Annotated in this window: 21 protein-coding genes and 1 tRNA gene; 12 read left to right on the forward strand and 10 right to left on the reverse strand. The window is 64.1% G+C overall.

Annotated elements, in window-relative coordinates; genetic code table 11:
* Nucleotides 1-13: 13 nt before the first annotated feature.
* From B9Y86_RS09685 to B9Y86_RS09700, 4 genes are all read right to left on the reverse strand, one after another.
* The gene (locus B9Y86_RS09685) at nt 14-1228 is read right to left on the reverse strand and encodes an MFS transporter (protein WP_085485501.1); all 1215 of its coding nucleotides are present in this window, start codon (nt 1226-1228) and stop codon (nt 14-16) included.
* An 11-nt stretch (nt 1229-1239) separates the two neighbouring features.
* A complete protein-coding gene (locus B9Y86_RS09690) occupies nt 1240-2004 on the reverse strand; it encodes an ABC transporter ATP-binding protein (protein ID WP_085485503.1) in 765 nt (254 codons plus the stop codon).
* Entirely contained in the window at nt 2004-2807 is an 804-nt protein-coding gene (locus B9Y86_RS09695) for an ABC transporter permease (RefSeq protein WP_244894706.1), read from the reverse strand. Before B9Y86_RS09695 ends, B9Y86_RS09690 begins: the two co-directional genes overlap by 1 nt.
* Before the next feature lie 140 nt (nt 2808-2947).
* Nucleotides 2948-3640: a phosphocholine cytidylyltransferase family protein gene (locus B9Y86_RS09700; protein ID WP_085485505.1), complete on the reverse strand. Its 693-nt coding sequence runs from the start codon at nt 3638-3640 to the stop codon at nt 2948-2950.
* Between the two features lie 597 nt (nt 3641-4237).
* Here B9Y86_RS09700 and B9Y86_RS09705 point away from each other — a divergent pair.
* From B9Y86_RS09705 to B9Y86_RS09715, 3 genes are all read left to right on the forward strand, one after another.
* Entirely contained in the window at nt 4238-5503 is a 1266-nt protein-coding gene (locus tag B9Y86_RS09705) for an ABC transporter ATP-binding protein (protein WP_244894707.1), read from the forward strand.
* Entirely contained in the window at nt 5479-7050 is a 1572-nt protein-coding gene (locus B9Y86_RS09710; protein WP_085485507.1) for a GumC domain-containing protein, read from the forward strand. Before B9Y86_RS09705 ends, B9Y86_RS09710 begins: the two co-directional genes overlap by 25 nt.
* A gap of 72 nt (nt 7051-7122) precedes the next feature.
* On the forward strand, nt 7123-7428 hold the full coding sequence (locus tag B9Y86_RS09715; RefSeq protein ID WP_085485509.1) for a DUF3039 domain-containing protein: 306 nt from the start codon (nt 7123-7125) through the stop codon (nt 7426-7428).
* Nucleotides 7429-7442: 14 nt separating this feature from the next.
* Here B9Y86_RS09715 and B9Y86_RS09720 read toward each other — a convergent pair whose 3' ends face one another.
* Nucleotides 7443-8744 (reverse strand): nicotinate phosphoribosyltransferase, encoded by a 1302-nt coding sequence (locus tag B9Y86_RS09720; protein WP_085485511.1) that lies wholly within the window; start codon nt 8742-8744, stop codon nt 7443-7445.
* Nucleotides 8745-8787: 43 nt separating this feature from the next.
* Here B9Y86_RS09720 and murI point away from each other — a divergent pair, with 43 nt between their 5' ends.
* From murI to B9Y86_RS09740, 4 genes are read left to right on the forward strand one after another with little or no spacing between them, the layout of a single operon-like run.
* Nucleotides 8788-9612, forward strand: a complete 825-nt coding sequence (gene murI / locus B9Y86_RS09725) for a glutamate racemase (protein ID WP_085485513.1) — start codon at nt 8788-8790, stop codon at nt 9610-9612.
* A gap of 18 nt (nt 9613-9630) precedes the next feature.
* A complete protein-coding gene (gene rph / locus B9Y86_RS09730; RefSeq protein WP_085485515.1) occupies nt 9631-10371 on the forward strand; it encodes a ribonuclease PH in 741 nt (246 codons plus the stop codon).
* The gene (gene rdgB / locus B9Y86_RS09735) at nt 10368-10982 is read left to right on the forward strand and encodes an RdgB/HAM1 family non-canonical purine NTP pyrophosphatase (protein ID WP_085485517.1); all 615 of its coding nucleotides are present in this window, start codon (nt 10368-10370) and stop codon (nt 10980-10982) included. The genes rph and rdgB overlap by 4 nt, the downstream gene beginning before the upstream one ends.
* 47 nt (nt 10983-11029) lie before the next feature.
* Nucleotides 11030-11965: a cation diffusion facilitator family transporter gene (locus B9Y86_RS09740; protein ID WP_085485519.1), complete on the forward strand. Its 936-nt coding sequence runs from the start codon at nt 11030-11032 to the stop codon at nt 11963-11965.
* 24 nt (nt 11966-11989) lie between these two features.
* Here B9Y86_RS09740 and aspS read toward each other — a convergent pair whose 3' ends face one another.
* From aspS to B9Y86_RS09765, 5 genes are all read right to left on the reverse strand, one after another.
* On the reverse strand, nt 11990-13762 hold the full coding sequence (aspS, locus tag B9Y86_RS09745; protein ID WP_085485521.1) for an aspartate--tRNA ligase: 1773 nt from the start codon (nt 13760-13762) through the stop codon (nt 11990-11992).
* A gap of 13 nt (nt 13763-13775) precedes the next feature.
* Entirely contained in the window at nt 13776-14498 is a 723-nt protein-coding gene (locus tag B9Y86_RS09750) for a DedA family protein (protein ID WP_085485523.1), read from the reverse strand.
* Between the two features lie 114 nt (nt 14499-14612).
* A tRNA-Leu gene (locus tag B9Y86_RS09755) sits at nt 14613-14694 on the reverse strand.
* A 31-nt stretch (nt 14695-14725) separates the two neighbouring features.
* Entirely contained in the window at nt 14726-15394 is a 669-nt protein-coding gene (locus B9Y86_RS09760) for a response regulator transcription factor (RefSeq protein WP_085485525.1), read from the reverse strand.
* Nucleotides 15391-16593 carry a sensor histidine kinase gene (locus B9Y86_RS09765; RefSeq protein ID WP_176223323.1) on the reverse strand — a complete coding sequence of 401 codons (1203 nt, stop codon included), beginning with the start codon at nt 16591-16593 and terminating at the stop codon, nt 15391-15393. The genes B9Y86_RS09760 and B9Y86_RS09765 overlap by 4 nt, the downstream gene beginning before the upstream one ends.
* Nucleotides 16594-16814: 221 nt before the next feature.
* On the opposite strand from B9Y86_RS09765, the gene B9Y86_RS09770 reads away from it, so the two are divergent.
* The 5 genes from B9Y86_RS09770 (at nt 16815) to B9Y86_RS09790 (ending at nt 21935) form a co-directional block, all read left to right on the forward strand.
* Nucleotides 16815-17510 (forward strand): ABC transporter ATP-binding protein, encoded by a 696-nt coding sequence (locus tag B9Y86_RS09770; RefSeq protein WP_085486290.1) that lies wholly within the window; start codon nt 16815-16817, stop codon nt 17508-17510.
* Nucleotides 17507-18796, forward strand: coding sequence for an ABC transporter permease (locus B9Y86_RS09775; RefSeq protein WP_085485529.1), 1290 nt, complete (start codon nt 17507-17509; stop codon nt 18794-18796). Before B9Y86_RS09770 ends, B9Y86_RS09775 begins: the two co-directional genes overlap by 4 nt.
* Before the next feature lie 96 nt (nt 18797-18892).
* Nucleotides 18893-20146, forward strand: coding sequence for a TadA family conjugal transfer-associated ATPase (locus B9Y86_RS09780; RefSeq protein WP_085485532.1), 1254 nt, complete (start codon nt 18893-18895; stop codon nt 20144-20146).
* Nucleotides 20143-21000 carry a type II secretion system F family protein gene (locus tag B9Y86_RS09785; RefSeq protein ID WP_085485534.1) on the forward strand — a complete coding sequence of 286 codons (858 nt, stop codon included), beginning with the start codon at nt 20143-20145 and terminating at the stop codon, nt 20998-21000. Before B9Y86_RS09780 ends, B9Y86_RS09785 begins: the two co-directional genes overlap by 4 nt.
* The gene (locus B9Y86_RS09790; protein WP_085486292.1) at nt 20997-21935 is read left to right on the forward strand and encodes a type II secretion system F family protein; all 939 of its coding nucleotides are present in this window, start codon (nt 20997-20999) and stop codon (nt 21933-21935) included. The genes B9Y86_RS09785 and B9Y86_RS09790 overlap by 4 nt, the downstream gene beginning before the upstream one ends.
* The last annotated feature ends 213 nt before the right edge of the window (nt 21936-22148 follow it).

A 22148-nucleotide genomic window follows, 5' to 3' on the forward strand; every position in this document is an offset into this window, starting at 1 on the left:
GGGTCAGCTGGGGTCAGGGATGCCGGGACTCCACCCGCGCGGACGCCGTGATACCGAAGATCAGGAGCACGAGAACAGAGGCCGTCACGACGATGAGAGGTGCGGTCCATCCGCCGGATGCCTCGTGGACGGCGCCGACGATCGACGGCCCTGTCGAGGCCAGGAGGTAGCCACCGCCCTGCACGAAGGCTGACATGCCTCTCGCCTGATCATTGCTCGTCGACATGCGCACGATGATGATGAAGACGATGGTGATGCCTCCGCCCTGCGCGGCTCCACCGACGACCGACCACAGGGGCCAGAGCTCGGGAGCGAGCAGCAGGCCCAACGGCATAGCCAGCCAGAGTGTGCCGACGAGCCCCACAACAGAGCCGGGACGCCATCGATTCGCGAGTACGGGCACGCCCAGGGCGCCGACGACAGCGAGCACCTGGAACACCGACGAGCTTGCTCCCGCGGACTTGTCGTCGAGACCCTGCACCTCGTGCAGAATCGTGGGCAGCCACGTCGTGATGCCGTAGTACGAGAAGGCCTGCCCGCCGAACGCCAACATCAGCAGCCACGCGGTGAGGCTCCGGTACGAGGCCGAGTGTGCCGGCGGGGCCTCTGAGCTGTCGGGCGCCGTGACTCGTTCGCCGAGGACCGACCTGCGCCATCCGGCGGCCTGGCCCCAGATGATAATGGCAGCCACGAGAAGCACAGCCCACGCGGTGATGGCGGCACGCCAGCCGAGCCATTCGGCGAGGGGAGCCGTGCAGAGAGAGGTCAGCATGGCGCCGACGTTGAGAGTCGCGGTGTAGACACCGGTCACGATGCCGACTCTCGACGCGGGGAAATCACGGCGCACCACGACGGGAACCACGACGTTGCCGACCGTTATCGCGATGCCGATGACGAGAGTCCCGATCACCGCGACAGCGAATCCTCCCTGTGCCCGGATCAGGGTTCCGACCAGGATTCCGGCCAACGAGATGAGAACTGCGCGTTCAGGGCCGGCGCGCGCGATCAGGGCCGCGGCCAGAGGAGTTGCCAGGGCGAAGCAGAGAACGGGGAGGCTTGTAAGGAGTCCGGCGGTCGCCGCCGACAGGCCTAGATCATCGCGGATCTGCCCGATCACCGGAGCGATCGCGACGATGGGCCCGCGCAGATTGAGCGCGAAGAGAACGACTGCCACAAGCAGAAACCATGGCATCGCGCGGGCAACGGATCGGGTGTCGCGCGTTCTCATCACTCCCTATTTTAGGGTTTCGGCTTGGGTGCCGCCGCGACCGGGTAGTCGGCCGCGTACCGGGCGAGAACGTCGGCCACCGGAGCATCCAGAATCAACGACCCCTTGTCGAGGTAGAGACCTCGAGTGCAGAAACGCCTGAGATCTTTCTCGTTATGCGAGACGAAAAACAGAGTGCGGCCGCCGGCGAGCAGCTCCTCGATGCGTCGGTAGCACTTCTCGCGGAACGCCTTGTCGCCCACGGCGAGCACTTCATCGACGAGGATGATCGGCTCCTCGAGTTGAGAGATCACGGAGAAGGCGATGCGCACCTTCATGCCGCTCGAGAGGTGCTTGTACGGGGTATCGAGGAAGTCGCCGATCTCGGCGAAATCGATGATGCGAGCGAACCGTTCATCGATCTGAGCCTTGGTCATGCCGTGCAGCCCAGCCGTGAGATAGACGTTGTCGCGAACCGAGAGGTCATCGACGAATCCGCCCGTGATCTCGATGAGCGGAGCGACGCCTTCGCCCACGCGCACTGTTCCCTCATCGGGAAGAACGACCTCTGCGACGAGCTTGAGCAACGTGGACTTGCCCTGCCCATTACGGCCGATGACTCCGATGGCTTCACCCTGCCTGACCGTGAAGCTCACGTTGCGCAGCGCCCAGAACTCGCCCGGTCGTGAACGACGCAGGCGGCCCGCGAAGAGATCTTTGAAGTTTCGCCGCGATCGCCGGTTTCGTTTGAACCGGATGCCGGCATCGGCGACGGTGATGACGGGGGAGTCGGGCATCAGATCTCTTTCAGTACGGCGCGTTCGGTGCGACGGAAGACGAGGATGCCGACGAGCAGGATGAGAACGCTCATCGCCGCGCTCACCGCGACCAGGTACCAGTCGAGGTGCTCGGGAAAGAATGCCGCACGGTAGAGAGAGAAGATTCCGCTGAGCGGGTTGAACGCGGCGAAGACATGCAACCCCGCGGGCAGATCACTGGTGCTGTAGATGATGGGCGAGGCATAGAACAGGGCTCTGAGAGCGAGCTTGACTGCTCGCTCGAGATCGCGGAAGAACACGACGAGCGGCGCGACGATCAGACCGACACCCACTGTCAGCACGGCCTGAATAAGGATGGCGACAGGAAAGAGAAGGACTTCGATGTGCAGCGATGCCCCGGCGAAGATGGCGAATGCGGCGAGCACCGGCAGGCTGGCGAGAAACTCGATGCCTTTCGAGAGCACGAGCCGGTTCACCCAGATTGTTCGAGGGATCTTGGTCGAGCGGATGAGCTTGGCCTCGCGAAGGAACGCGCGGGTTGAGTCGGCCGTTGTGCCGTTGAACCACATCCAGGGCAGCAGCGCCGCAAGGAGGAAGACGATATAGGGATCTTCGCCGACCGATTTCTGGAAGACCTGGGTGAACACGAACCAGTAGATCAGCGCCATCACGAGCGGGTCGAGAATCGACCAGACGTAGCCCAGAGCCGACGTCGAATAGCGCACACGCAGGTCTCGTCTGGTCAAGAGCCAGAGGGCGTTGCGATATCGCGCGAACGGGGTGCGCTGGTTCGGCCGCACCTCGCTGAGCGTCGTCGTCACGTGCCGGTTCTCATTTCTTCTCGAAGAACAACGCTTCACTCTATCCCGCACACGAATAGTGCCCCCTCACGCCGACCGATGATCGGAGTGAGGGGGCACGGATTCGGGATGCCGCAGGCCGCGGCGATCTCGCGCGTCAGCTAGACGAAGAGGTTTGCCCGCTCCAGATCTTCGGCGAAGTCGACCTCGACGGCGTAGAGATCAGAGATGTCGACGGGCTCGACCAGCAAACGGTTCTGCTCGATGGCGAGTTCGATGCCGCGCTCGAAGTAGTCCTGATCGCCCACGGCCTTGAGCTGGCGAAGGAGCGTGTTCTTGTCGGCAGCGGAAATGTAGTTGATGCCGACTGCCTCGCCCAGGCCACCCTTGACCGTCTTGGACAGCTCTTTGATGTACCCCTCGGCGCTGGTGGTGTACTTGACCTCTTCATCGGACACCTTGGACGTGTTGACGGTGACGAACGACTGGTCGCGTGCGATCATCGCTGCTGCTCGGTCGAGCACGGCCGGGTCGAACACCACATCGCCGTTCATCCACAGCACGCCGCCGGGGCCTGATGCCTGCAGCGCCCGCATGAGGCTCTTCGACGTGTTCGTCTGGTCGTACTGCTCGTTATAAACGAACGATGCCTGAGGGAATGCTTCGATGATGTGCTCGAGCTTGTAGCCGACGACGATCGTGACCTTCGCGTTGTTGCCGAAGGCGTGGTGGATGTTGTCGAACTGCTGGCCCATGATCGTGCGGCCATCACTGAGCTCGGTGAGCGGCTTCGGAAGGGTGCGGCCGAGACGGCTGCCCATTCCTGCCGCGAGGATGACTACCTGGGTGGTCACGATGGATCTCCTTGATGGTGCGAAAGTACTTGAGGACAATTCTGCGCATCTGCATCGGAGACGAAAATTCAGAAACCGTTAAGCCATACGAGAGGCGCTGGACACTCCGTTATGTCGCACCTCACTGTATCGTGCCCCCCGTTTCGGGTCACGTGACGCCGCCGTATCGTTTCATGTTCGTGATATAACCCTGACGAATTCTCGGGGGAGTGAATTGCAGGTCGAAAGCACATCACTGTGTGTCGTTGATGAATGCGAGTGTCGGTCACGGCTGATACCTTAAGTTCGGTGAGCTCAGAGTCAGACATTTCCGCGACCGGGGGCGAAGGCAGCGAAGAGTTGAACGAGGAGTCGAAATCCTCAACAGCAGAAACCGCGGCCGGGGTCCAGGGAGCACGGTCTCAGCCCATGAAACAAGGCACCACAGCACGAAAACCGCGAGCCGCCAAAACATCGAAACCTCGTTCGGCGGGCGCGGAGCAGTCCTCCACGACGGCGAGACCGTCACGCACGGCGAAGCCGCGCACCCAAGTCCGACCGGTGAAGCCTGCCGAACCAGGCGTCGACGCGATCGGCGCAACCAGCGAAGAGGACGACGTGACACCCCAGTCCCCGACCGATATGGCCGACAACACTGTTGTCGACGACAGCGCGACCGATGACGCTGTTGCACAGATGCCAGCGAGCGACGGCGGTGCCGATGACGTCACGACCGACGGTGCTGCGGGTGGTCGCAGCACAGAGGCGGTGGAAGGCGCGGAGGGTGATAAAGAGACGGCTCCTGAGGCCGCGAGCAGTGCGAAGCCCCGCCCCGCTTCACCTCGATCGCCGCGTGCTCGCTCGACAGGCACTTCTCGGGCTGCCGGCGGCTCGGATCGAGTCCCAGCTGCGCCCCGAGCACCACGCAAGCCGGCCGCTCCGCGAGCGAAGGCTGCGCCGTCGGCATCCGATGCACCCATCGTTCTCGATCCGACCGCAGCACCCATCAGCAAGCCGGCGAAGAAGCCGGCGCCCAAGGCTGTGCGACTGACAGCCGCTCAGAAGAAGGCAGCGGCACTGGCCGAGGCCGAGGCCGCCGAGCGCGCGGCGTTCCGCGCACAGCAGCCCGTCGTCCTCTCCATCAGTGGTCTGGTCAAGAGGTTCGGCAGCACCACCGCGGTAGACGGTATCGACCTCGAGGTTCGGCAGGGCGCGTTCTACGGAATCGTCGGACCGAACGGCGCAGGCAAGACCACGACTCTGTCGATGGTCACAGGGCTTCTTCGACCCGACTCGGGCACGATCACGATCAACGACCTCGACGTCTGGGCGAATCCCGCGCAGGCCAAGAAGATCATCGGTGTTCTTCCCGATCGTCTTCGGCTCTTCGATCGCCTCACAGGGCGACAGATGCTCTATTACGCAGGCACGCTCCGCGGCCTCGACAACAAGGCAGTGCGCGAGCGCAGCGACGACCTCGCGGCGGCCTTCGGACTCGAGGACGCCCTCGGACGACTCGTCGCCGACTACTCGGCGGGAATGACGAAGAAGATCGCTCTCGCAGCGGCGATGATTCACTCTCCTCGGATTCTCGTGCTCGATGAGCCGTTCGAGTCTGTCGACCCGGTCTCCGCGGCCAACGTGATCGAGATCTTGCAGAAGTATGTCGAGGCCGGGGGAACGGTCGTTCTGTCCAGCCACAGCATGGAGATGATCCAGCGTGTGTGCGACGGAGTAGCGATCATCGTTCAGGGGCAGGTACTGGCGCAGGGCACGGTCGACGAGGTCAGGCGCGGCGGCACTCTGGAAGACCGCTTCGTCGAGCTCGCTGGTGGGCGCAAGGCAGCGGAAGGCATGGAATGGTTGCTGAATTCCTCAAACTGAAGCTGAGGCTTCTCGGCAACACGTTCAACCGCACCCCTAAGCAGAACGTCGGTGTGGTGGCGAGCATTCTTTTCGCCATTGCGTTGGCGGTCGCCTGTTCATGGGTGCTGTCGTCGCTCGCTCCCGGCTCCGACGAGGCCCGCACCGCAATCGTGCTCGGTGGCTCGCTCGTGGTGCTGGCTTTCATCGTCGGTCCTTTGCTCTCTTCTGTACCCGACCCCCTCGACCCACGCAGCTTTTCCCTCTTCGGCATCTCCGCGTCGACATTGGCCCGTGGTCTGGCAGTGGCGGGGCTCCTGAGCGTGCCCGTTATTCTCACCCTTGTCGTCGCTGCCATCACGCTTCGTGTCTGGTCGCAAGACGGGGTGACGATCTTGCTCGCTCTGCTTTCGGTTCTGATCGTGGTGGCCACGGTCGTCCTTGCATCCCGCGTCACATCACTTCTCGCCGCCATCGGCCTCGCTACTCGCAGATCCCGAGAGACGGCGGCACTTCTCGCGATTCTTGTCGTCGTGCTGGCATCACCCGCGGTGGTGTTGTGGGTGACTGTCCACTGGGGTCGAGACGGATCCGGCCTCGCCGGGGCGGCGGCCGACTCGTTGAGTTGGAGTCCCCTTGGGGCCGCATGGGCTCTGCCTGCCGACGCCGCGACCGGCGCACCCGCTGGCGAGGTCACTCTCAAGCTGCTGATCGCTCTGGCATTCGTCGCTCTACTCTGGCTGTCATGGAGAGCGCTGGTTGGTCGAGTGCTCGTCACCGCGCAGCGTAATGCGCCCGAGCGTGAGCACGCCAATCTCGGATGGTTCGCACGGACACCAACCACCCGCACAGGGGCAGTCGCCGCCCGGAGCTTCACCTACTGGGCGCGCGATGCTCGTTATCCTGTTCCCGTCATCGGCGTCTTCGGATTCCTTGTCGTTGTTTTCGTTGCTTTCGTCGTCCCGGGCATACCGCTCACATACCTCGTTCTGCTCACTGTGCCGGCACTGTGCGTGACTCTGGCGTTCTCGGTGCATAACGATGTCGCTCTCGACAACTCAGCTGTGTGGCTGCACGTTTCCGCCAGCCGGGTTGGATTCGCCGATCGACTCGGGCGCGCGGCTCCCGTGCTTGCGATGGGCATTCCTCTGATCGCCGTCGGGTCTGTCGCTGCTGCTTTCTTCGCCGACAGCTTCGCGACTCTGCCGGCACTTCTCGGCGTCAGCACTGTCCTTCTGCTGGCTGGTCTCGGAGTCGGAAACTTCTTGTCCTCCCTGTTTCCCTACCCCGCGGTTCGTCCGGGCGACGGGCCTTTTTCTCAGCCGCAGGTCGGCGGTGGCACCGGTTTCGTGGTGCAGATCGCATTCGTTCTTCTTACGGCGCTGTTCTCGGCACCGTCAGTGATCTACGCCATCCTCGGACTGCTCGGCGACGAGTCGGCATTCTGGCCGTCACTCTGGTGGGGTGTGGGGGCAGGTGTGCTCGTGTTCGTGGCCGGCACCGTCGTGGGCGGGGCGATCTTCGACCGCCGGGGTCCAGACATCCTGGCCGCCGCGCTGCGCAACTGATCAGGTGCCGATGTGCGCACGCCGAAAGGCCTGCAGGGTCATCGTCGTGCCAGGTGAAATTAGACTGGGCTCATGAGTTACGCACCTCACTCCAGCCCAACAGCCAGCATCGTCGAGCCGGGCGGTCCCCGCGAGGGCGGTGGAACGTCGACCCTCGACCGCGAGCTCGAAGAACTGCTCGAGCAGGAGGCCATCGAACCGGGTGACCACGAGCGATTCTCTCACTATGTCAAGAAAGAGCAGATTCTCGAATCAGCCATGACGGGCAAGCCCGTCAAAGCTCTCTGCGGCAAGAAGTGGCTGCCGGGCCGCGACCCCGAAAAATTTCCGGTGTGCCCCGACTGCAAACGCATCTACGAGGGCCTGAAGCCGGAGTAGCCGTCTCTGCCGGGTCAGACGTAGATTGTCGGGATGATCGGCTCGCCGCGGCCCAGACGGAAAGCATGGTCGGGCAGTTCCGCGATGGCATCGGATCGATGAGCGCGGGCGAGCTCTACTCCCGCGGGTCCGATGTAGCGAGTATCGACGGTGCCCTTGTCGATGAGAGTGACGAGCAGGTCGCGAGATGAGCCTTTCGGTTCTTCGGTCTCGCCGACATCGATGGTCTCGGCTGTGGCCCGCCCAGAGGCGTTCATGGTGCGGACCGGATGCTTGCGGCCACCCACTGTCGCCTTCTCCGCGGACTTCTTGGCGACGGAGACCCACTCGTCGTCAGCATCCTTATGCGCCACCAGCTTGTAGACCATGCCGGCGGCGGGGGAGCCGGAGCCGGTGACGACGGACGTTCCCACTCCGTAGGAATCGACGGGCGACGCGGCCAGGGCAGCGATGGTGTATTCGTCGAGATCGTTGGTCACCGTGATCTTCGTGCGATGGTTGCCCAGCGAGTCGAGCTGCTCCCGAACAGCGGTGACGAGTGAGGGCAGGTCGCCGGAGTCGATGCGAACCGCACCCAGCTCGGGCCCTGCGACGCGCACCGCGAGTTCGACGCCTCGGTGAACGTCGAACGTGTCGACGAGGAGCGTTGTCGACGGTCCGAGAGCATCGACCTGTGCCTGGAACGCGGCTTCCTCGCTGTCGTGCAGAAGCGTGAATGAGTGGGCGGCCGTGCCCATCGTGGGGATGCCCCATGTGCGCCCCGCCTCGAGGTTGGAGGTAGCGCCGAAGCCTGCGATGTAGGCGGCGCGCGCGGCGGCTACAGCGGATCGTTCACCGGTGCGGCGCGAGCCCATCTCTGCCAGCGGTCGCCCGGCCGCGGCGGACACCATGCGGGATGCGGCACTCGCTACCGAGGAGTCGTAGTTGAGAACGCTCAGGATGAGCGTTTCGAGAATGACACCCTCGGCGAATGTCGAATCGACGATCAGAATGGGGGAGTTCGGGAAGTAGACCTCGCCCTCGCGGTATCCGGAGACGGTGCCGCGGAAACGGTAGTCGGCCAACCAATCGAGCGCCGCGGTGCGCACGATGCCCTCCCTGGCGAGCCATTCGAGTTCGGCATCGCCGAAACGGAAGGCTTCGATGAGTTCGAGCAGGCGTCCTGTACCCGCCACGATTCCGTAGCGGCGCCCCTGGGGGAGTCGTCGTGCGAAAGCTTCGAAAACGCATTCCCGCTCGTGCGTTCCGGCCTGAATGGCCGCATCGAGCATCGTGAGTTCATAGCGGTCGGTGAGAAGCGAAGAGGCGTCGGTCACCCGGCAAGCATATCCGCGGCCACGCGCGCAGTAGTCTTGACGGGTGAGTGATGCGCCGATCGGAGTCTTCGATTCCGGCGTCGGCGGATTGTCTGTAGCCCGGTCCATCCGCGACCAGCTGCCGCGAGAGTCCATCACCTACATCGGTGACACCGCTCGATCGCCGTACGGACCGCGGCCCCTGGCCGAGGTCAGGGAGTTCGCACTCGAGGCGCTCGACACACTGGTCGCGCAGGACGTGAAAATGCTCGTGATCGCGTGCAACACCGCCTCCGCCGCAATGCTGCGCGATGCCCGGGAACGATACTCCGTCCCCGTCATCGAGGTGATCCAACCTGCAGTTCGCGCCGCCGTGTCGTCGACCAGAAATCTCAAGGTGGGCGTGATCGGCACCGAGGGCACGATCCGTTCCCGGGCCTACAACGACGCGTTTGCTGCGGCACCCCACCTCGAACTCTTCACCCAGGCGTGCCCACGGTTTGTCGAATTCGTCGAGTCGGGCGACACCACGAGCCGCGAACTCTTCGCCGTGGCAGAGCAGTACCTGGCACCGCTTCGCGAGCACGAGGTTGACACGCTCGTGCTCGGCTGCACGCACTATCCGTTTTTGAAGGGCGCCATCTCCTACGTGATGGGAGACGGCGTGCGTCTCGTCTCGAGCGACACCGAGACGGCGAACGACGTGTACCGCGAACTCGTCAGCCGCGGAATCGAACGCACGTCGTCGGCGCCGCCCGTGCACCGCTACGAAGCGACGGGCGCCAGCGCCGACGAATTCATGCGCCTTGCAGACCTCATGCTCGGTCGACAGGTCGAGACGGTCGAGTTCGTCGAGACCGGCGTCATCACACTTCCGCCCATCCACTGATCCCCTCCTGGAGACACTATGCCGAACGACCTTCGCAAAGACGGCCGCACCGCCAGCCAGCTGCGCCCCATCACTATCGAGCGCGGCTGGAGTGACCAAGCCGAGGGGTCGGCACTGATCTCGTTCGGAAAGACGCGCGTACTCTGCACGGCGTCGTTTACCAACGGCGTTCCGCGCTGGAAGCAGGGCAAGGGCCAAGGCTGGGTGACGGCCGAATACTCGATGCTTCCGCGCTCGACGAACGACCGCATGGACCGTGAAGCCGTGAAGGGCAAAATCGGCGGACGAACACACGAGATCTCGCGTCTGATCGGGCGCAGCCTGCGTGCCGTCGTCGACATGAAAGCCCTGGGCGAGAACACGATCGTGATCGACTGCGACGTTTTGCAGGCAGATGGCGGCACGCGCACGGCCGCCATCACCGGCGCATACGTCGCTCTGGCCGACGCGATCGAGTGGGCACGCACCAAGAAGTTCATCGGGCAGAAGTCGCAGCCTCTCATCGACAGTCTGTCGGCCGTGTCGGTGGGCATCATCGATGGCGCCCCCATGCTCGACCTCGCATACGTCGAGGATGTGCGTGCCGAGACCGACATGAACGTCGTCGTCACCGGCCGAGGACTCTTCGTCGAGGTGCAGGGCACGGCCGAGGGTGCGCCATTCGATCGCGCTGAACTCGATGCTCTGCTCGATCTCGCGCTGGCGGGCACGGCTGAGCTGGCCGAGATCCAGGCGACGGTCCTCGGGCCGGGCGAATGAGCATCCGGGTCGTTCTGGCCACGCACAACGCGCACAAGGTCGAGGAATTCCAGAAGATCCTGGCCGCCGAGATCCCCGAACTCGAAATCGTGGCCTATGACGGACCCGAACCGATCGAAGACGGCGTCTCATTCGCCGATAATGCTCTGATCAAGGCACGCGTCGCGGCGGCACACACAGGCCTTCCCGCGCTCGCCGATGATTCGGGCATCTGTGTCGACGTTCTCGGTGGAGCTCCTGGCATCTTTTCCGCACGGTGGGCGGGCCACGGCCGCGGGGCGACCGCGAACCTCGAGCTCCTGCTCGACCAGCTGGCAGACATCAAAGACCCGCACCGCACAGGCTGGTACGCCTGCACGATCGCCGTTGTCGTGCCCGAACAGCAGGGTCGGCCCTCGAGCGAGCATCTCGCCGTGGGCGAATGGCCGGGGCGAATCCTGGATGCGCCGCGCGGAGAGAACGGATTCGGTTACGATCCGATCTTCGTTCCTGACGGAGGAGATCTCTCAGCCGCCGAACTGACGCCGGCGCAGAAGAACGCCGACAGCCATCGCAGCCGCGCATTCCGTGAGCTCGTTCCCGTGTTGAGAATGAGCGTCATTCCTAACTAGCTCGGCCGCTAGGTACAGCGTGGCGCGATGCCTACGCTGGAAGAACAATGGCTCACTCCGAACAACATTCGCGCGGCTCACACGATCATGCCTCGGCGACGACGAACCGAACCCGACTGGGCTGGGCGATCGTTATCGTTGCGACTGTTCTGGTGGTGGAGGTCGTCGGTGCCGTGGCCACCGGCTCGCTCGCGCTTCTCGCCGATGCGGGACACATGGCATCCGATCTCATCGGACTCACGGTGGCGCTCGTCGCAACGATCATCGCGGCCCGACCTGCCACAGACAGGCACAGCTTCGGCTTTCAGCGGGTGGAGGTCTTCGCCGCGCTGTTCAACGGGCTGCTGCTGATCGGAGTGGCGGCCTTCGTGGCCGTCGAGGGCGTCTCACGGCTCATCACACCGGAGGAGGTGAGCATCCCCCCGGTCCCGTTGCTCATCGTCGCCGTCATCGGCCTGGTCGCCAACTTCGGCGCCCTGATGCTGCTTCGAGGGGGAGCGAGTTCCTCGCTGAATATGCGCGGGGCGTACCTCGAGGTGCTCGGCGACCTGCTCGGATCCGCGACGGTGATCATCGCATCCCTCGTGATCCTGGTGACGGGCTTCGCACCAGCCGACGCCATCGCATCCCTCGTGATCGCAGCCATGATCATTCCCCGCGCCATCTCGTTGCTGCGCGATGTCATCCGGGTTCTACTTCAGCAGACACCCGTCGAGACCGACGTCGCTGAGATCCGCAGCCATATTCTCGCGGAAGACGGTGTGGTGGATGTGCACGATGTGCACGTGTGGGCCGTGACGACGGGCAAGAACATCTTCTCGGCGCACGTCGTGGTCGAACCGGCGATTTTCGAGCAGGGAGAGCCTGGCAGACTGCTCGATCGCCTCTCGACATGCCTGTCAGCGCATTTCGACGTCGGCCATTCCACGTTCCAGATCGAACCGGCAGAGCACGCACGGCACGAGGAACACCTGCACCCGTAGGCGAGGAGTCCTCGTGCCGAGGGCTTACTTCTGGGGCAGAGCCTGAACGCCGAGGGTGCGGTACAACTCGACCTTCTGCACGCTCTCCAACTCGGCCGGCGCGCCCGTGAGCGGGTCGTTGCCGCCGCCCGACTTGGGGAATGCGATGACATCGCGGATCGAGTCGGTCGCCGCGAGAAGCGACACGACGCGGTCGAAGCCCATGGCGAATCCTCCGTGCGGCGGGGCGCCGAAGGCGAAGGCCTGCAGCAGGAAGCCGAACTTCTCCTGAGCCTCTTCCTCGCTGATACCCATGATCTTGAAGACGCGCTCCTGTAGCTCGCGAGTGTGGATACGGATGCTGCCGCCACCGATCTCGTTGCCGTTGCAGACGATGTCGTAGGCGTACGACAGGGCCGATTCGGGGTCGGAGTCGAAGGTGTCGATGAACTCGGGCTTGGGCGAGGTGAAGGCGTGGTGCACTGCGGTCCACGCACCTGCACCGACAGCGACGTCGCCGCTCGCGACCGCGTCGCCGGCGGGCTCGAAGAGGGGAGCGTCGACGACCCAGGTGAAGGCCCAGGCGTTGGGGTCGATGAGGCCCTGTCGAGCGGCGATCTCGCCGCGAAGCGCGCCGAGAAGACCGCGCGAGGCCTTTGCAGCTCCCGCTGCGAAGAAGATGCAGTCGCCGGGCTGTGCGCCGGCGTGCGCCACGAGTCCGGCGCGCTCCTCGTCGGACAGGTTCTTCGCGACCGGGCCGCGCAGTTCTCCGTCTTCGCCGACGAGCACGTAGGCGAGGCCCTTTGCTCCGCGCTGCTTCGCCCACTCCTGCCACGCGTCGAGGGCGCGACGAGCCTGACCGGCGCCGCCGGGCATCACGACCGCGCCAACGTACGGCGCTTTGAAGATGGCGAAGTCGCTGCCCTCGAAGTACTCGGTGAACTCGACGAGCTCGAGGCCGAAGCGCAGATCGGGCTTGTCAGAGCCGAAGCGACGCATGGCCTCCGCATAGGTCATGCGGGGGAGCGGGGTGGGGAGCTCGACGTCGATCGTGCGCCACATGGCGCGCAGCACCTTCTCGGCGAGCGCGATGACCTCTTCTTGATCGACGAAGCTCATCTCGACGTCGAGCTGGGTGAACTCCGGCTGCCTGTCTGCCCGGAAGTCTTCGTCGCGGTAACAGCGGGCGATCTGGAAGTACTTCTCGAATCCGCCGACCATCAGCAGCTGCTTGAACAGCTGCGGGCTCTGCGGCAGAGCATAGAACGTGCCGGGCTTGAGGCGCGCGGGCACGAGGAAATCGCGTGCGCCCTCGGGAGTCGAGTGGGTGAGGGTCGGAGTCTCGACTTCGACGAAGTCCTCGTCGACGAGAACGTTTCGAACGGCTGCAGACACCTTTGAGCGCAGCTTCAGCGGGTACGCGGCGCTCTCGCGGCGAAGGTCGAGGTAGCGGTACGCCAGGCGGGTCTCCTCGCCGGGTTCGTCGTCGAGCTGGAAGGGAAGGACGTCGCTGGCCGCGAGAACCTCGAGGCTCGTCGCCTGGATCTCGACCTCGCCGGACGCGATCGTGGTGTTGACGTTGCCGGCGGGACGCTCGCGAACGATGCCCTTGACGGTCACGACGGACTCGACCCGGAGGCTCTCGGCCGTTGCCACCAGTTCGTCACGGAAGGTGACCTGTGCGATTCCGGATGCGTCGCGCAGGTCGATGAAGGCCACGCCGCCGTGGTCACGGATTCGCGCGACCCAGCCTGAGAGCATGACTTCGAGGCCCACGTCTTCGCGGGTGAGCGACGACGCGTAGTTGGTTCTATACATTGATGCGTGCTTCCTAAGCCTCCGGCTTGTGGTCGAAGACGTCGGGGTCGAGTGCCAGATCTGCGTGAGGCTCGGCGGCCTCCGCAGCGTTGGCTTTTCGAGCCTTCATCGTCGACTGCACGTAGTGCCAGATCGTGGGGATGAGTGTCGCCGCGACTGCGGCGAGCAGGATGATGTCGATGTACTTCGTGACGAAGTCCGCGACGGGAGGAATGTATCCGAGTACAAAACCGCCATATGTCACGCCGGCGCCCCAGATGATTGCTCCGATGAGGTTGTACAGAGAGTACTTGCGGTAGTTCATGTGGCCGACGCCCGCGGCGATCGGAGCGAAGGTGCGAACGACGGGAACGAAGCGTGCCAGGATCACCGCGAAGGCGCCGTACTTTGCGAAGAACGCGTTCGTGCGCTCCACATTCTTGATGCTGAAGATGCCGGACTCTTTGCGCTCGAAGATGCGCGGACCGAACTTGTGCCCGATGAGATAGCCCACCTCGCCGCCCAGGAATGCGGCGAAACCGATCGCGAGGCACACCCACCAGATGTCGATCTTGATCGTTCCGGCGAACGTCAGGAGCCCCGTGATGATCAGCAGTGTGTCGCCCGGAAAGAGGAAGCCGATCAGAAGCCCGGTCTCGGCGAAGATGATCAGGCACACGCCCACGAGCGCGAGCGGCCCGAATCCATTGATCAGTGCCTCGGGATCGAGCCAAGGGATGAGTGCTGCGTGTGTCACGTGGGCTCCAGTCGTCGGCGGGTCAAGTCAAGGCCGGTCGGCGGCGGACAAGGTTCTGGTCTGTGTGCATCAAGAGTACCCCCGCCGAGCAGGGAGAAACATGGGCCACTGAAGTACGGGAGAAGGGACTTGAACCCTCACGCTCGAAAGCACAGGAACCTAAATCCTGCGTGTCTACCAATTCCACCACTCCCGCAGAGCAGAACCAGTGTAGCGGCGAGAGTCGATCATGTTCGCCCCGGAACCAGCAGGCCGGACTCGTAGGCGATGATCACCAGCTGGGCTCGATCATGAACGCCGAGCTTCGACATCATGCGGTTGACGTGCGTCTTGGCGGTCTGGGGTGAAATCACGAGACCAGCGGCGATCTCTCCGTTCGACAGGCCCGAACCCACGAGAAGCAGGATCTCGCGTTCGCGCTCGGTCAAGAGTGCCAATTCGTCGGGAACACGCTGCGGTGCGGTTTCCGCCGGTGAGAGGTACCGATCGATGAGGGCTCGCGTGGCCTTCGGCGACAGCAGGGCCTCACCGTCGTTGACTGTTCGGATCGCTGCCATGAGTGCTTCGGCCTCGGTGCCCTTTCCGAGAAAACCGCCGGCGCCCGCCTTCAGCGCGCGCAGCACGTACTCGTCTTCTTCGAAGGTCGTGAGGATGATGATCCGGGTGTCTGCGAGCTGTGGGTCGGCGCAGATGGCCTCGGTCGCCTGTAGCCCGTCCATCACAGGCATCCGGATGTCCATCAGCACGATGTCGGGACGGGTTGCGCGAACGAGATGGAGGGCTTCGAGACCGTTCGACGCCTCGCCGACGACGGTGAAACCGTCGGTATGAGACACCAGTTCGGAGACGGCTGTGCGGATGAGGGCCTGGTCATCGGCGAGGACGACGGAGATCATGAGTGTGCTCTCGGGTGGGAGGAGTCGATCGGAATGGTCACGACGAACCTGTGCACGGGACCCGGGCCGAACGAGGTTTCGAGGTTTCCGCCCACGGAGGAGACACGCTCGCGTACCCCGACGAGTCCGTGGCCGCTTTCGACGACGATCCTGTCGTCGCGACGTGGCCTCGTCACATTGGTGACCGTGATGGCGAGGTCTTCGGTGCCGTAATCGAGCTGAACGAGGGCAGTGCCGTCACCGCCGTGCTTGTGCGCGTTCGTCAGACCCTCCTGCAACACTCGGTGGGCCACGATGTCGCTCAGCGAATCGAGCTCGATGGGAGTGCCGACCGTTCTCTGCTCGACCGACAGCCCGGCCTTCGAGAAGTCGTCGATCAGCTGGGGAAGGTGCGCGAGGCCCGGAGTGGGCGCAAGGGAACCCGCGTGGTCGCCGTCTGCCGAGCGGAGCACGGTCAGAAGGCCGCCGATTTCGCCGAGTACGGTTCGAGCCGCCTCGCGAACGGTGGTGAGCGAGCGTTCTGCGTCATCCGGTCGTGTGCGCAACGCCTGTGATGCCGACGCGGCGTGCAGATTGATCACGGCGATCTGGTGCGCCATCACGTCGTGCAGATCGCGGGCGATGGCGAGCCGTTCCTCGGCCACGCGCCTCTCGGCCTCCGACTCGCGCGTCTCTTCAGCACGTCTCGCACGATCGGTGATGGCCTGGATGAAGGCGCGACCGTTGTACTGAGCGATTCCGCCGGTCGCAGCGAGGCCGACGAGGGCGACGAGTGTGATCAGCGATTCGACTCCGCGCGAGCCGTCAGGCCTTGCGAGTAACACCGTGATTCCGATAGTGGCAACGGCGATGATGGCAAGGATGAACGCCGGGGTGCGCCCCTGCCTGGATCCGACTCCGAAGACGGTGACCATCACGGCGAGGACGCACGCGACGATCGGACCTGGACCGACGAGGGACAGGTGCGACAGCAACACAACAACGCACGTCGTCGCGATTGCCGTTGCCGCCATGCTTCGGGGATATCGGGCCCGCAGCAGCAACGCGGTGACCAGGACAGCGGCGACAAGTACCGACGCTGTGATCATGGCACCCGTGGTGCCGCCGGTCGTCGCTTGGCGCTGAGACGCGACGACGACGGGAATACAGACGGCGATGATCGCGAGTGCTGTGGGGATCCAGCGGAGGCGGGCAGGCAAGGGCGATTCGAAGGGGACGTGAAGCTGCTGTCTGGAACCGAACATCGCGTGCTTCCCCCAATCCTTCTTGCTCACCCTCAGTCTCGCAGGCCGTCCGCGCTTCCCGCGTCCCACGATCGTGGTACTCGAGGATGCCGTGACGGGGTGACGACAGGCATCCTGCTCGCGGTCAGGCTGAAGTCATCGTGCAGAGTGCACGTGACGACATCACAGGAGCATCCATGCCGGTCCCGGTTCTCGCGGCGCGAGACGTCAAGAAGTCCTATGGGCGAGGAGCTGCACGCTTCGATGCCTTGAAGGGCGTGTCCATCGACATCGAGGAGGGGGAGTCCATCTCGATCGTCGGAAAGAGCGGGTCGGGCAAGTCGACTCTGATGCACCTGCTCGCCCTGCTCGACAAACCCTCCACCGGCGCTGTCGAGCTCAGCGGGCGTGACGCCGGAGCGCTCGGAGGACGAGTCCTCAATCGCACACGCAATCAGACGTTCGGCTTCGTCTTTCAGCAGTTCTTTCTCACTCCCAACACCTCGGTGCTCGACAACGTGACGCTGCCCCTGCGGATAGCGGGCGTGAGCGGTGCGGAGCGACGGCGACGCGGGATGGAGGCTCTCGAACGTCTGGAGCTGGCCGACAAGGCGAAGAACAAGGCGACCGACCTGTCGGGCGGGCAGAAGCAGCGCGTCGTGATCGCCCGCGCACTGGTCAACGAACCGCGCGTGATCTTCGCCGACGAGCCGACAGGCAACCTCGACACGGCCACAGGAGCGGTTGTCGAAGAGATCCTCTTCGACCTCAACAGGCGCACGGGGATCACCCTGATCGTGGTGACCCACGACGAGGATCTAGCGGCAAAGACCGACCGCAGCGTCTTCATCCGTGACGGCCTTATCGTCGACCGGAGCGGAGAGAACGCATGAGCGGCCTCGACATGATTCGTTCGGCCGTAGGCAACACATTCCGTAGCAAGACACGCACGATCCTCACCGTATTGGCCATCTTCATCGGCGCGTTCACACTGGCGCTGACCAGCGGGGTCGGAACGGGAATCAATCGCTACATCGACACGACCGTCTCGTCGATCGGCTCCAACGACATCATGGTGGTGACGAGAACTGCTGAGAACACCAGTGATGGACCGGCCAAATACGAACCGGACACGAGGAATGTCGCCAGTCAGACGGCATCTCCCGGCACGACCGTGCGGGCGATCACAACCGGCGAGCTCGACGACATCGCCGGGGTGAGTGGGGTCACGTCAGTCGATCCAGCTCTCGCTATCAGGCCGGATTACGTCGAGTACAACGGCGGCACGCAGTACCAGGTCTCTTTCGCGGGATTCCCCGGCGGTACGAAACTCAACCTCGCCGCAGGAGCCGATCCCGCACCGGGTACCTCCAAGCACGAGGTCGCGATTCCCGTCGAGTATGTCGACGCCCTGGGCTTTACGAGTGATTCGGATGCCGTCGGCAAGACGGTGACGTTCGGCGTCACCGATCAGACGGGCGGCTCGACGACCATCGACGCGACGATCGTCGGAGTCGCCCAACCAGGGCTGGTCGGCACGTCGAGCTTGACTGCGAACGACTCGTTGACGAAGGCCCTGTACGACGCGCAGTCCGTCGGGCTCAGCGATGCGAGCAAGAACAGCTACGCCTCGGTGACCGTGCATTTCGACCCGTCGGACTCCGACGCGCAGATCTCGACGATCAAGGGCGACCTCAAGGCGCTCGGATATGACGCGACGACCGTGAAGGACCAGATCGGCCTGTTCAAGACGATCATCGACGCGATCGTATTGGTGCTGAACGGCTTCGCCGTGATCGCGCTCGTCGCCGCGGGCTTCGGAATCGTCAACACGCTTCTGATGAGCGTTCAGGAGCGCACCAGGGAGATCGGCCTCATGAAGGCCATGGGAATGGGCGGAGGGAGGGTCTTCGGTCTATTCAGCCTCGAGGCCGTCTTCATCGGATTTCTCGGGAGTGCGATTGGGGTGATCGGGGCAATCCTCGCGGGAACGGCCCTGAACGGGGTTCTCGCCAACGGGCTGCTGTCGGCGCTGCCGGGGCTCAGCTTGATCGCGTTCGACCCGGCACCGATCGCGGTCATCATCCTCGTGGTGATGAGCATCGCGTTCCTGGCAGGAACCATCCCGGCCCTGCGCGCGGCGCGGCAGGATCCGATCGAGTCGCTGCGCTACGAGTAGTCTCGCGTTCGCGCTCGAACTGAAGCCCTGTGGATAACTTCCACGGGGCTTCGGCGTTTCGGGGCATCATGTCGGTCGAAGACGATCGACAGGAGAATGCGAGTGGCGAACGCCGTGCAGCTGATCACCGAGCGGGTGCGCGACCGCGTGCGCCGCGAGGGTGTCGACCTGGCATCAGACGCGACTCTTGCCAGACAGTTCGTCGACGACGAGATTCGCAGCTATACAGAGCGGGCGCTGGGCGGCGGCGCTCCGTTGCTGCCTGACGAGACGGTTGCGACCCGCGAGGTGGTGGCGTCACTCACCGGGTTCGGCCCGCTCCAGCCGCTGCTCGATGATCCTGGCATCGAGGAGATCTGGATCAACAGTCCCGACAGGGTGTTCGTGGCCAAGAACGGTGTGTCAGAGCTTTCGGACATCGTCCTGTCCGATCTCGAGATACGCGAGCTCGTCGAGCGCATGCTGCAGAGTTCCGGTCGGCGGGTCGATCTGAGTTCCCCTTTCGTCGACGCGTCCCTTCCCGACGGCAGTCGACTCCATGTGGTGATTCCCGACGTCACCCGAGCCCACCTTGCGGTCAATATCAGAAAATTCGCCCGACGCATCCGAGACCTGCATCAGCTCGTTGGTCTGGGCGCGCTCACTCAGCAATCCGCCGAGTTCCTGCGCATGTGCGTGCTCGCGCAGCAGAACATCCTGGTCTCTGGTGCGACGCAGAGCGGCAAGACCACGCTGCTCAATGCCCTGCTCTCGGTCGCGCGGCCCAGCGACCGCATTGTGACCGTCGAGGAGACCTTCGAACTCGACCTCTCCGCTCGTGATGTGGTGGCGCTGCAGTGCCGCCAGGCAAGCCTCGAGGGCACGGGCGAGATCACGCTGCGGCGCTTGATCAAAGAAGCGCTGAGAATGCGGCCCGACCGCATCGTGGTCGGAGAGGTGCGCGAGGCGGAGAGCCTCGATCTGCTCATTGCTTTGAATAGTGGTTTACCGGGAGCGTGCAGTATCCATGCGAACAGTGCTCGCGATGCGTTGGTGAAGCTGTGCACGCTGCCGCTGCTCGCCGGGCGCAACATCGATGCTGCCTTTGTCACGCCGACGGTGGCGTCGTGCATCGACATCGTCGTGCAGTGCGAAATGGACAAGCGCGGCGTACGTCGTATCACCGAGATTCTTGCGCCGAGCGGCCAGGTGGCAGGCGCGGCGGGCCAGGGCGGGGTCATCGAGGCAAGCACGATCTTCGCTCTCGATGGGCGAGACCTCGTCGCGACCGGGGGATACCCCACGAAGCTGGCGAAGTTCCGCGCTGCTGGTCTCGACCCTTCTATCGTGCTCGCGAGGGGCGACCGATGAGCACGGTCTTCGGACTCATTCTGGGTCTCGGGCTCCTACTGTGCGCGGCCCCCATCCTGTGGCCGGCATCGCCCGGGCCGACGGCACAGGGTCGCGCCAGTCGTGTTCGTTCTCTTCTCGATCATGCAGGGCTCGAGAGAGTGCCGGTTTTGGTGTTCATCGCCGCCAGTGCGTGCCTCGGCCTGGTTGCCGCGGCTATCGCAGAGGCTTCTCTCGCCGTTCTGGCGCTCGATGCCGCAGCGCTCGCGGTCGGCGCCTTGCTTCCGATGTCCGTGGTGCGCCACCGCAGTCGTGCTCGACGGCGCGCGAGTCACACATTCTGGCCGGATGCCGTCGACCATCTCGTGTCTGCTGTCCGCAGCGGTGTTGCCCTGCCCGACAGCGTCAGTACCCTCGCGCACGCGGGGCCGGTCTCGAGTCGAGCCGCCTTCGCCGAGTTCGAAGCGATGTACCGCACGACGGGCAACTTCGGAGTGAGTCTCGATGCGCTCAAGGCGAGGCTGGCAGACCCGACGGCCGATCGCATCCTCGAGACGCTTCGCATGTCGAGAGAGGTGGGCGGCACAGACCTCACCCGAGTACTGAGAAGTCTCTCGGGTTACCTGCGAGAAGACGCAGCCATACGCAGCGAGGTGGAGGCTCGGCAATCGTGGGTCATGAACGCGGCTCGCTTGGGGGTCGCGGCGCCGTGGATCGTGCTGCTTCTCTTGTCGACGCGGCCCGAGGCGGCGGCGGCCTACAACAGCGCCGGGGGAGTTGTGCTCATCGTGGGCGGCCTCTGCCTCAGCGTCATCGCCTATCGAGTGATGCTGCTCATTGCACGTATCCCCGAAGAACGGCGGTGGTTCGCGTGAGCGCGACCGTGGCCTGGGCGATGCTCTTCGGAGTCGTTCTCGGCGTCGGGCTCTGGTCACTGGTGAGCTTGGCCCCGCGACTGTCTAGACCGTCGTTGGCCGAGCGCACCGCGCCCTATCTCGTCGATGTCTCAGCCGGAGCTCGGCAATATCTGTCGAAGCGTTCCAGCGACCCGCTCCCGGTTTTCGGTGTGCTGCTGTCGCCCGTGGCCCGGGTCGCCATCGACATTCTCGACGGAATTCTCGGGGGTACGGAACAGATCGAGCGTCGTCTGGCGCAGTCGCGGTCGACATTGTCCGTCGAACACTTCCGCTCGCAGCAGCTCGTCTACGGGGTCGTCGGCCTGACCATCGGAGCCGCGGTCGTCGCCGCTTCCTCGCCCACGATCACGATGCCCATGGCCACACAACTGGCCATCCCCATCGTGCTCGGTGCAGTGGGAATCATGTCGCGCGATCTCGTGCTGCGCAGAGCGGCGCGACGGCGCATCGCCCGCATCGACAGTGAGCTTCCCACTGTGCTCGAGTTCTTGACGCTCAGTCTCTCTGCAGGCGAGACCGTGCTCGACGGCCTGCGACGAGTTGCACGAGTCTCGACAGGAGAATTGGCTCGCGAGTTCGCCGTCGTGGTCACCGAGGTCAACTCGGGCGTCGGTCTCGTGGCCGCACTCGAGTCACGGGCCGCCGCGTTGGCGCTTCCCGCTTTCACACGCTGCGTCGAACAGATGACCGGGGCCCTCGAGCGAGGAACCCCGTTGTCTGATGTTCTGCGAGCTCAGGCGCAGGATTCCCGCGAAGACACCAAACGCGCGCTGCTCGAGGCGGCGGGCAAGAAAGAGGTGACGATGCTCGTGCCTCTCGTCTTCCTCATTCTCCCGACGACCGTGCTGTTCGCCGTGTGGCCCGGCATCGTCGTGCTGCAGACGGGATTCTGATGGAGATCATCTCGCGCGCCCCCGTCTGTTTCGTCACCGATTCACCCTCCGATACCGCTGAAAAGAGAGATCTATGTCCTTGATAACAACTCGACTCGCCCGGCGCCTTCGCGACGATCGGGGCGATGTGCCCGGCTGGGTTCTCATCACCCTGATGACGGCCGGTCTGGCAACCCGATACAGAAAAGGGCAATAATTCGGAATCATTGTCGG

This window comes from Agreia pratensis, from assembly GCF_900177685.1.
GTDB lineage: Bacteria > Actinomycetota > Actinomycetes > Actinomycetales > Microbacteriaceae > Agreia > Agreia pratensis.

Excerpts from the sequence above, each read along its gene's own strand:
- B9Y86_RS09685 (WP_085485501.1), bottom strand. The coding sequence starts at position 1,228 with ATGAGAACGCGCGACACCCGATCCGTTGCCCGCGCGATGCCATGGTTT.
- B9Y86_RS09690 (WP_085485503.1), bottom strand. The coding sequence starts at position 2,004 with ATGCCCGACTCCCCCGTCATCACCGTCGCCGATGCCGGCATCCGGTTC.
- B9Y86_RS09710 (WP_085485507.1), top strand. The coding sequence starts at position 5,479 with ATGGTTGCTGAATTCCTCAAACTGAAGCTGAGGCTTCTCGGCAACACG.
- B9Y86_RS09715 (WP_085485509.1), top strand. The coding sequence starts at position 7,123 with ATGAGTTACGCACCTCACTCCAGCCCAACAGCCAGCATCGTCGAGCCG.
- rph (WP_085485515.1), top strand. The coding sequence starts at position 9,631 with ATGCCGAACGACCTTCGCAAAGACGGCCGCACCGCCAGCCAGCTGCGC.
- rdgB (WP_085485517.1), top strand. The coding sequence starts at position 10,368 with ATGAGCATCCGGGTCGTTCTGGCCACGCACAACGCGCACAAGGTCGAG.
- B9Y86_RS09740 (WP_085485519.1), top strand. The coding sequence starts at position 11,030 with ATGGCTCACTCCGAACAACATTCGCGCGGCTCACACGATCATGCCTCG.
- aspS (WP_085485521.1), bottom strand. The coding sequence starts at position 13,762 with ATGTATAGAACCAACTACGCGTCGTCGCTCACCCGCGAAGACGTGGGC.
- B9Y86_RS09760 (WP_085485525.1), bottom strand. The coding sequence starts at position 15,394 with ATGATCTCCGTCGTCCTCGCCGATGACCAGGCCCTCATCCGCACAGCC.
- B9Y86_RS09770 (WP_085486290.1), top strand. The coding sequence starts at position 16,815 with ATGCCGGTCCCGGTTCTCGCGGCGCGAGACGTCAAGAAGTCCTATGGG.
- B9Y86_RS09775 (WP_085485529.1), top strand. The coding sequence starts at position 17,507 with ATGAGCGGCCTCGACATGATTCGTTCGGCCGTAGGCAACACATTCCGT.
- B9Y86_RS09780 (WP_085485532.1), top strand. The coding sequence starts at position 18,893 with ATGCGAGTGGCGAACGCCGTGCAGCTGATCACCGAGCGGGTGCGCGAC.
- B9Y86_RS09785 (WP_085485534.1), top strand. The coding sequence starts at position 20,143 with ATGAGCACGGTCTTCGGACTCATTCTGGGTCTCGGGCTCCTACTGTGC.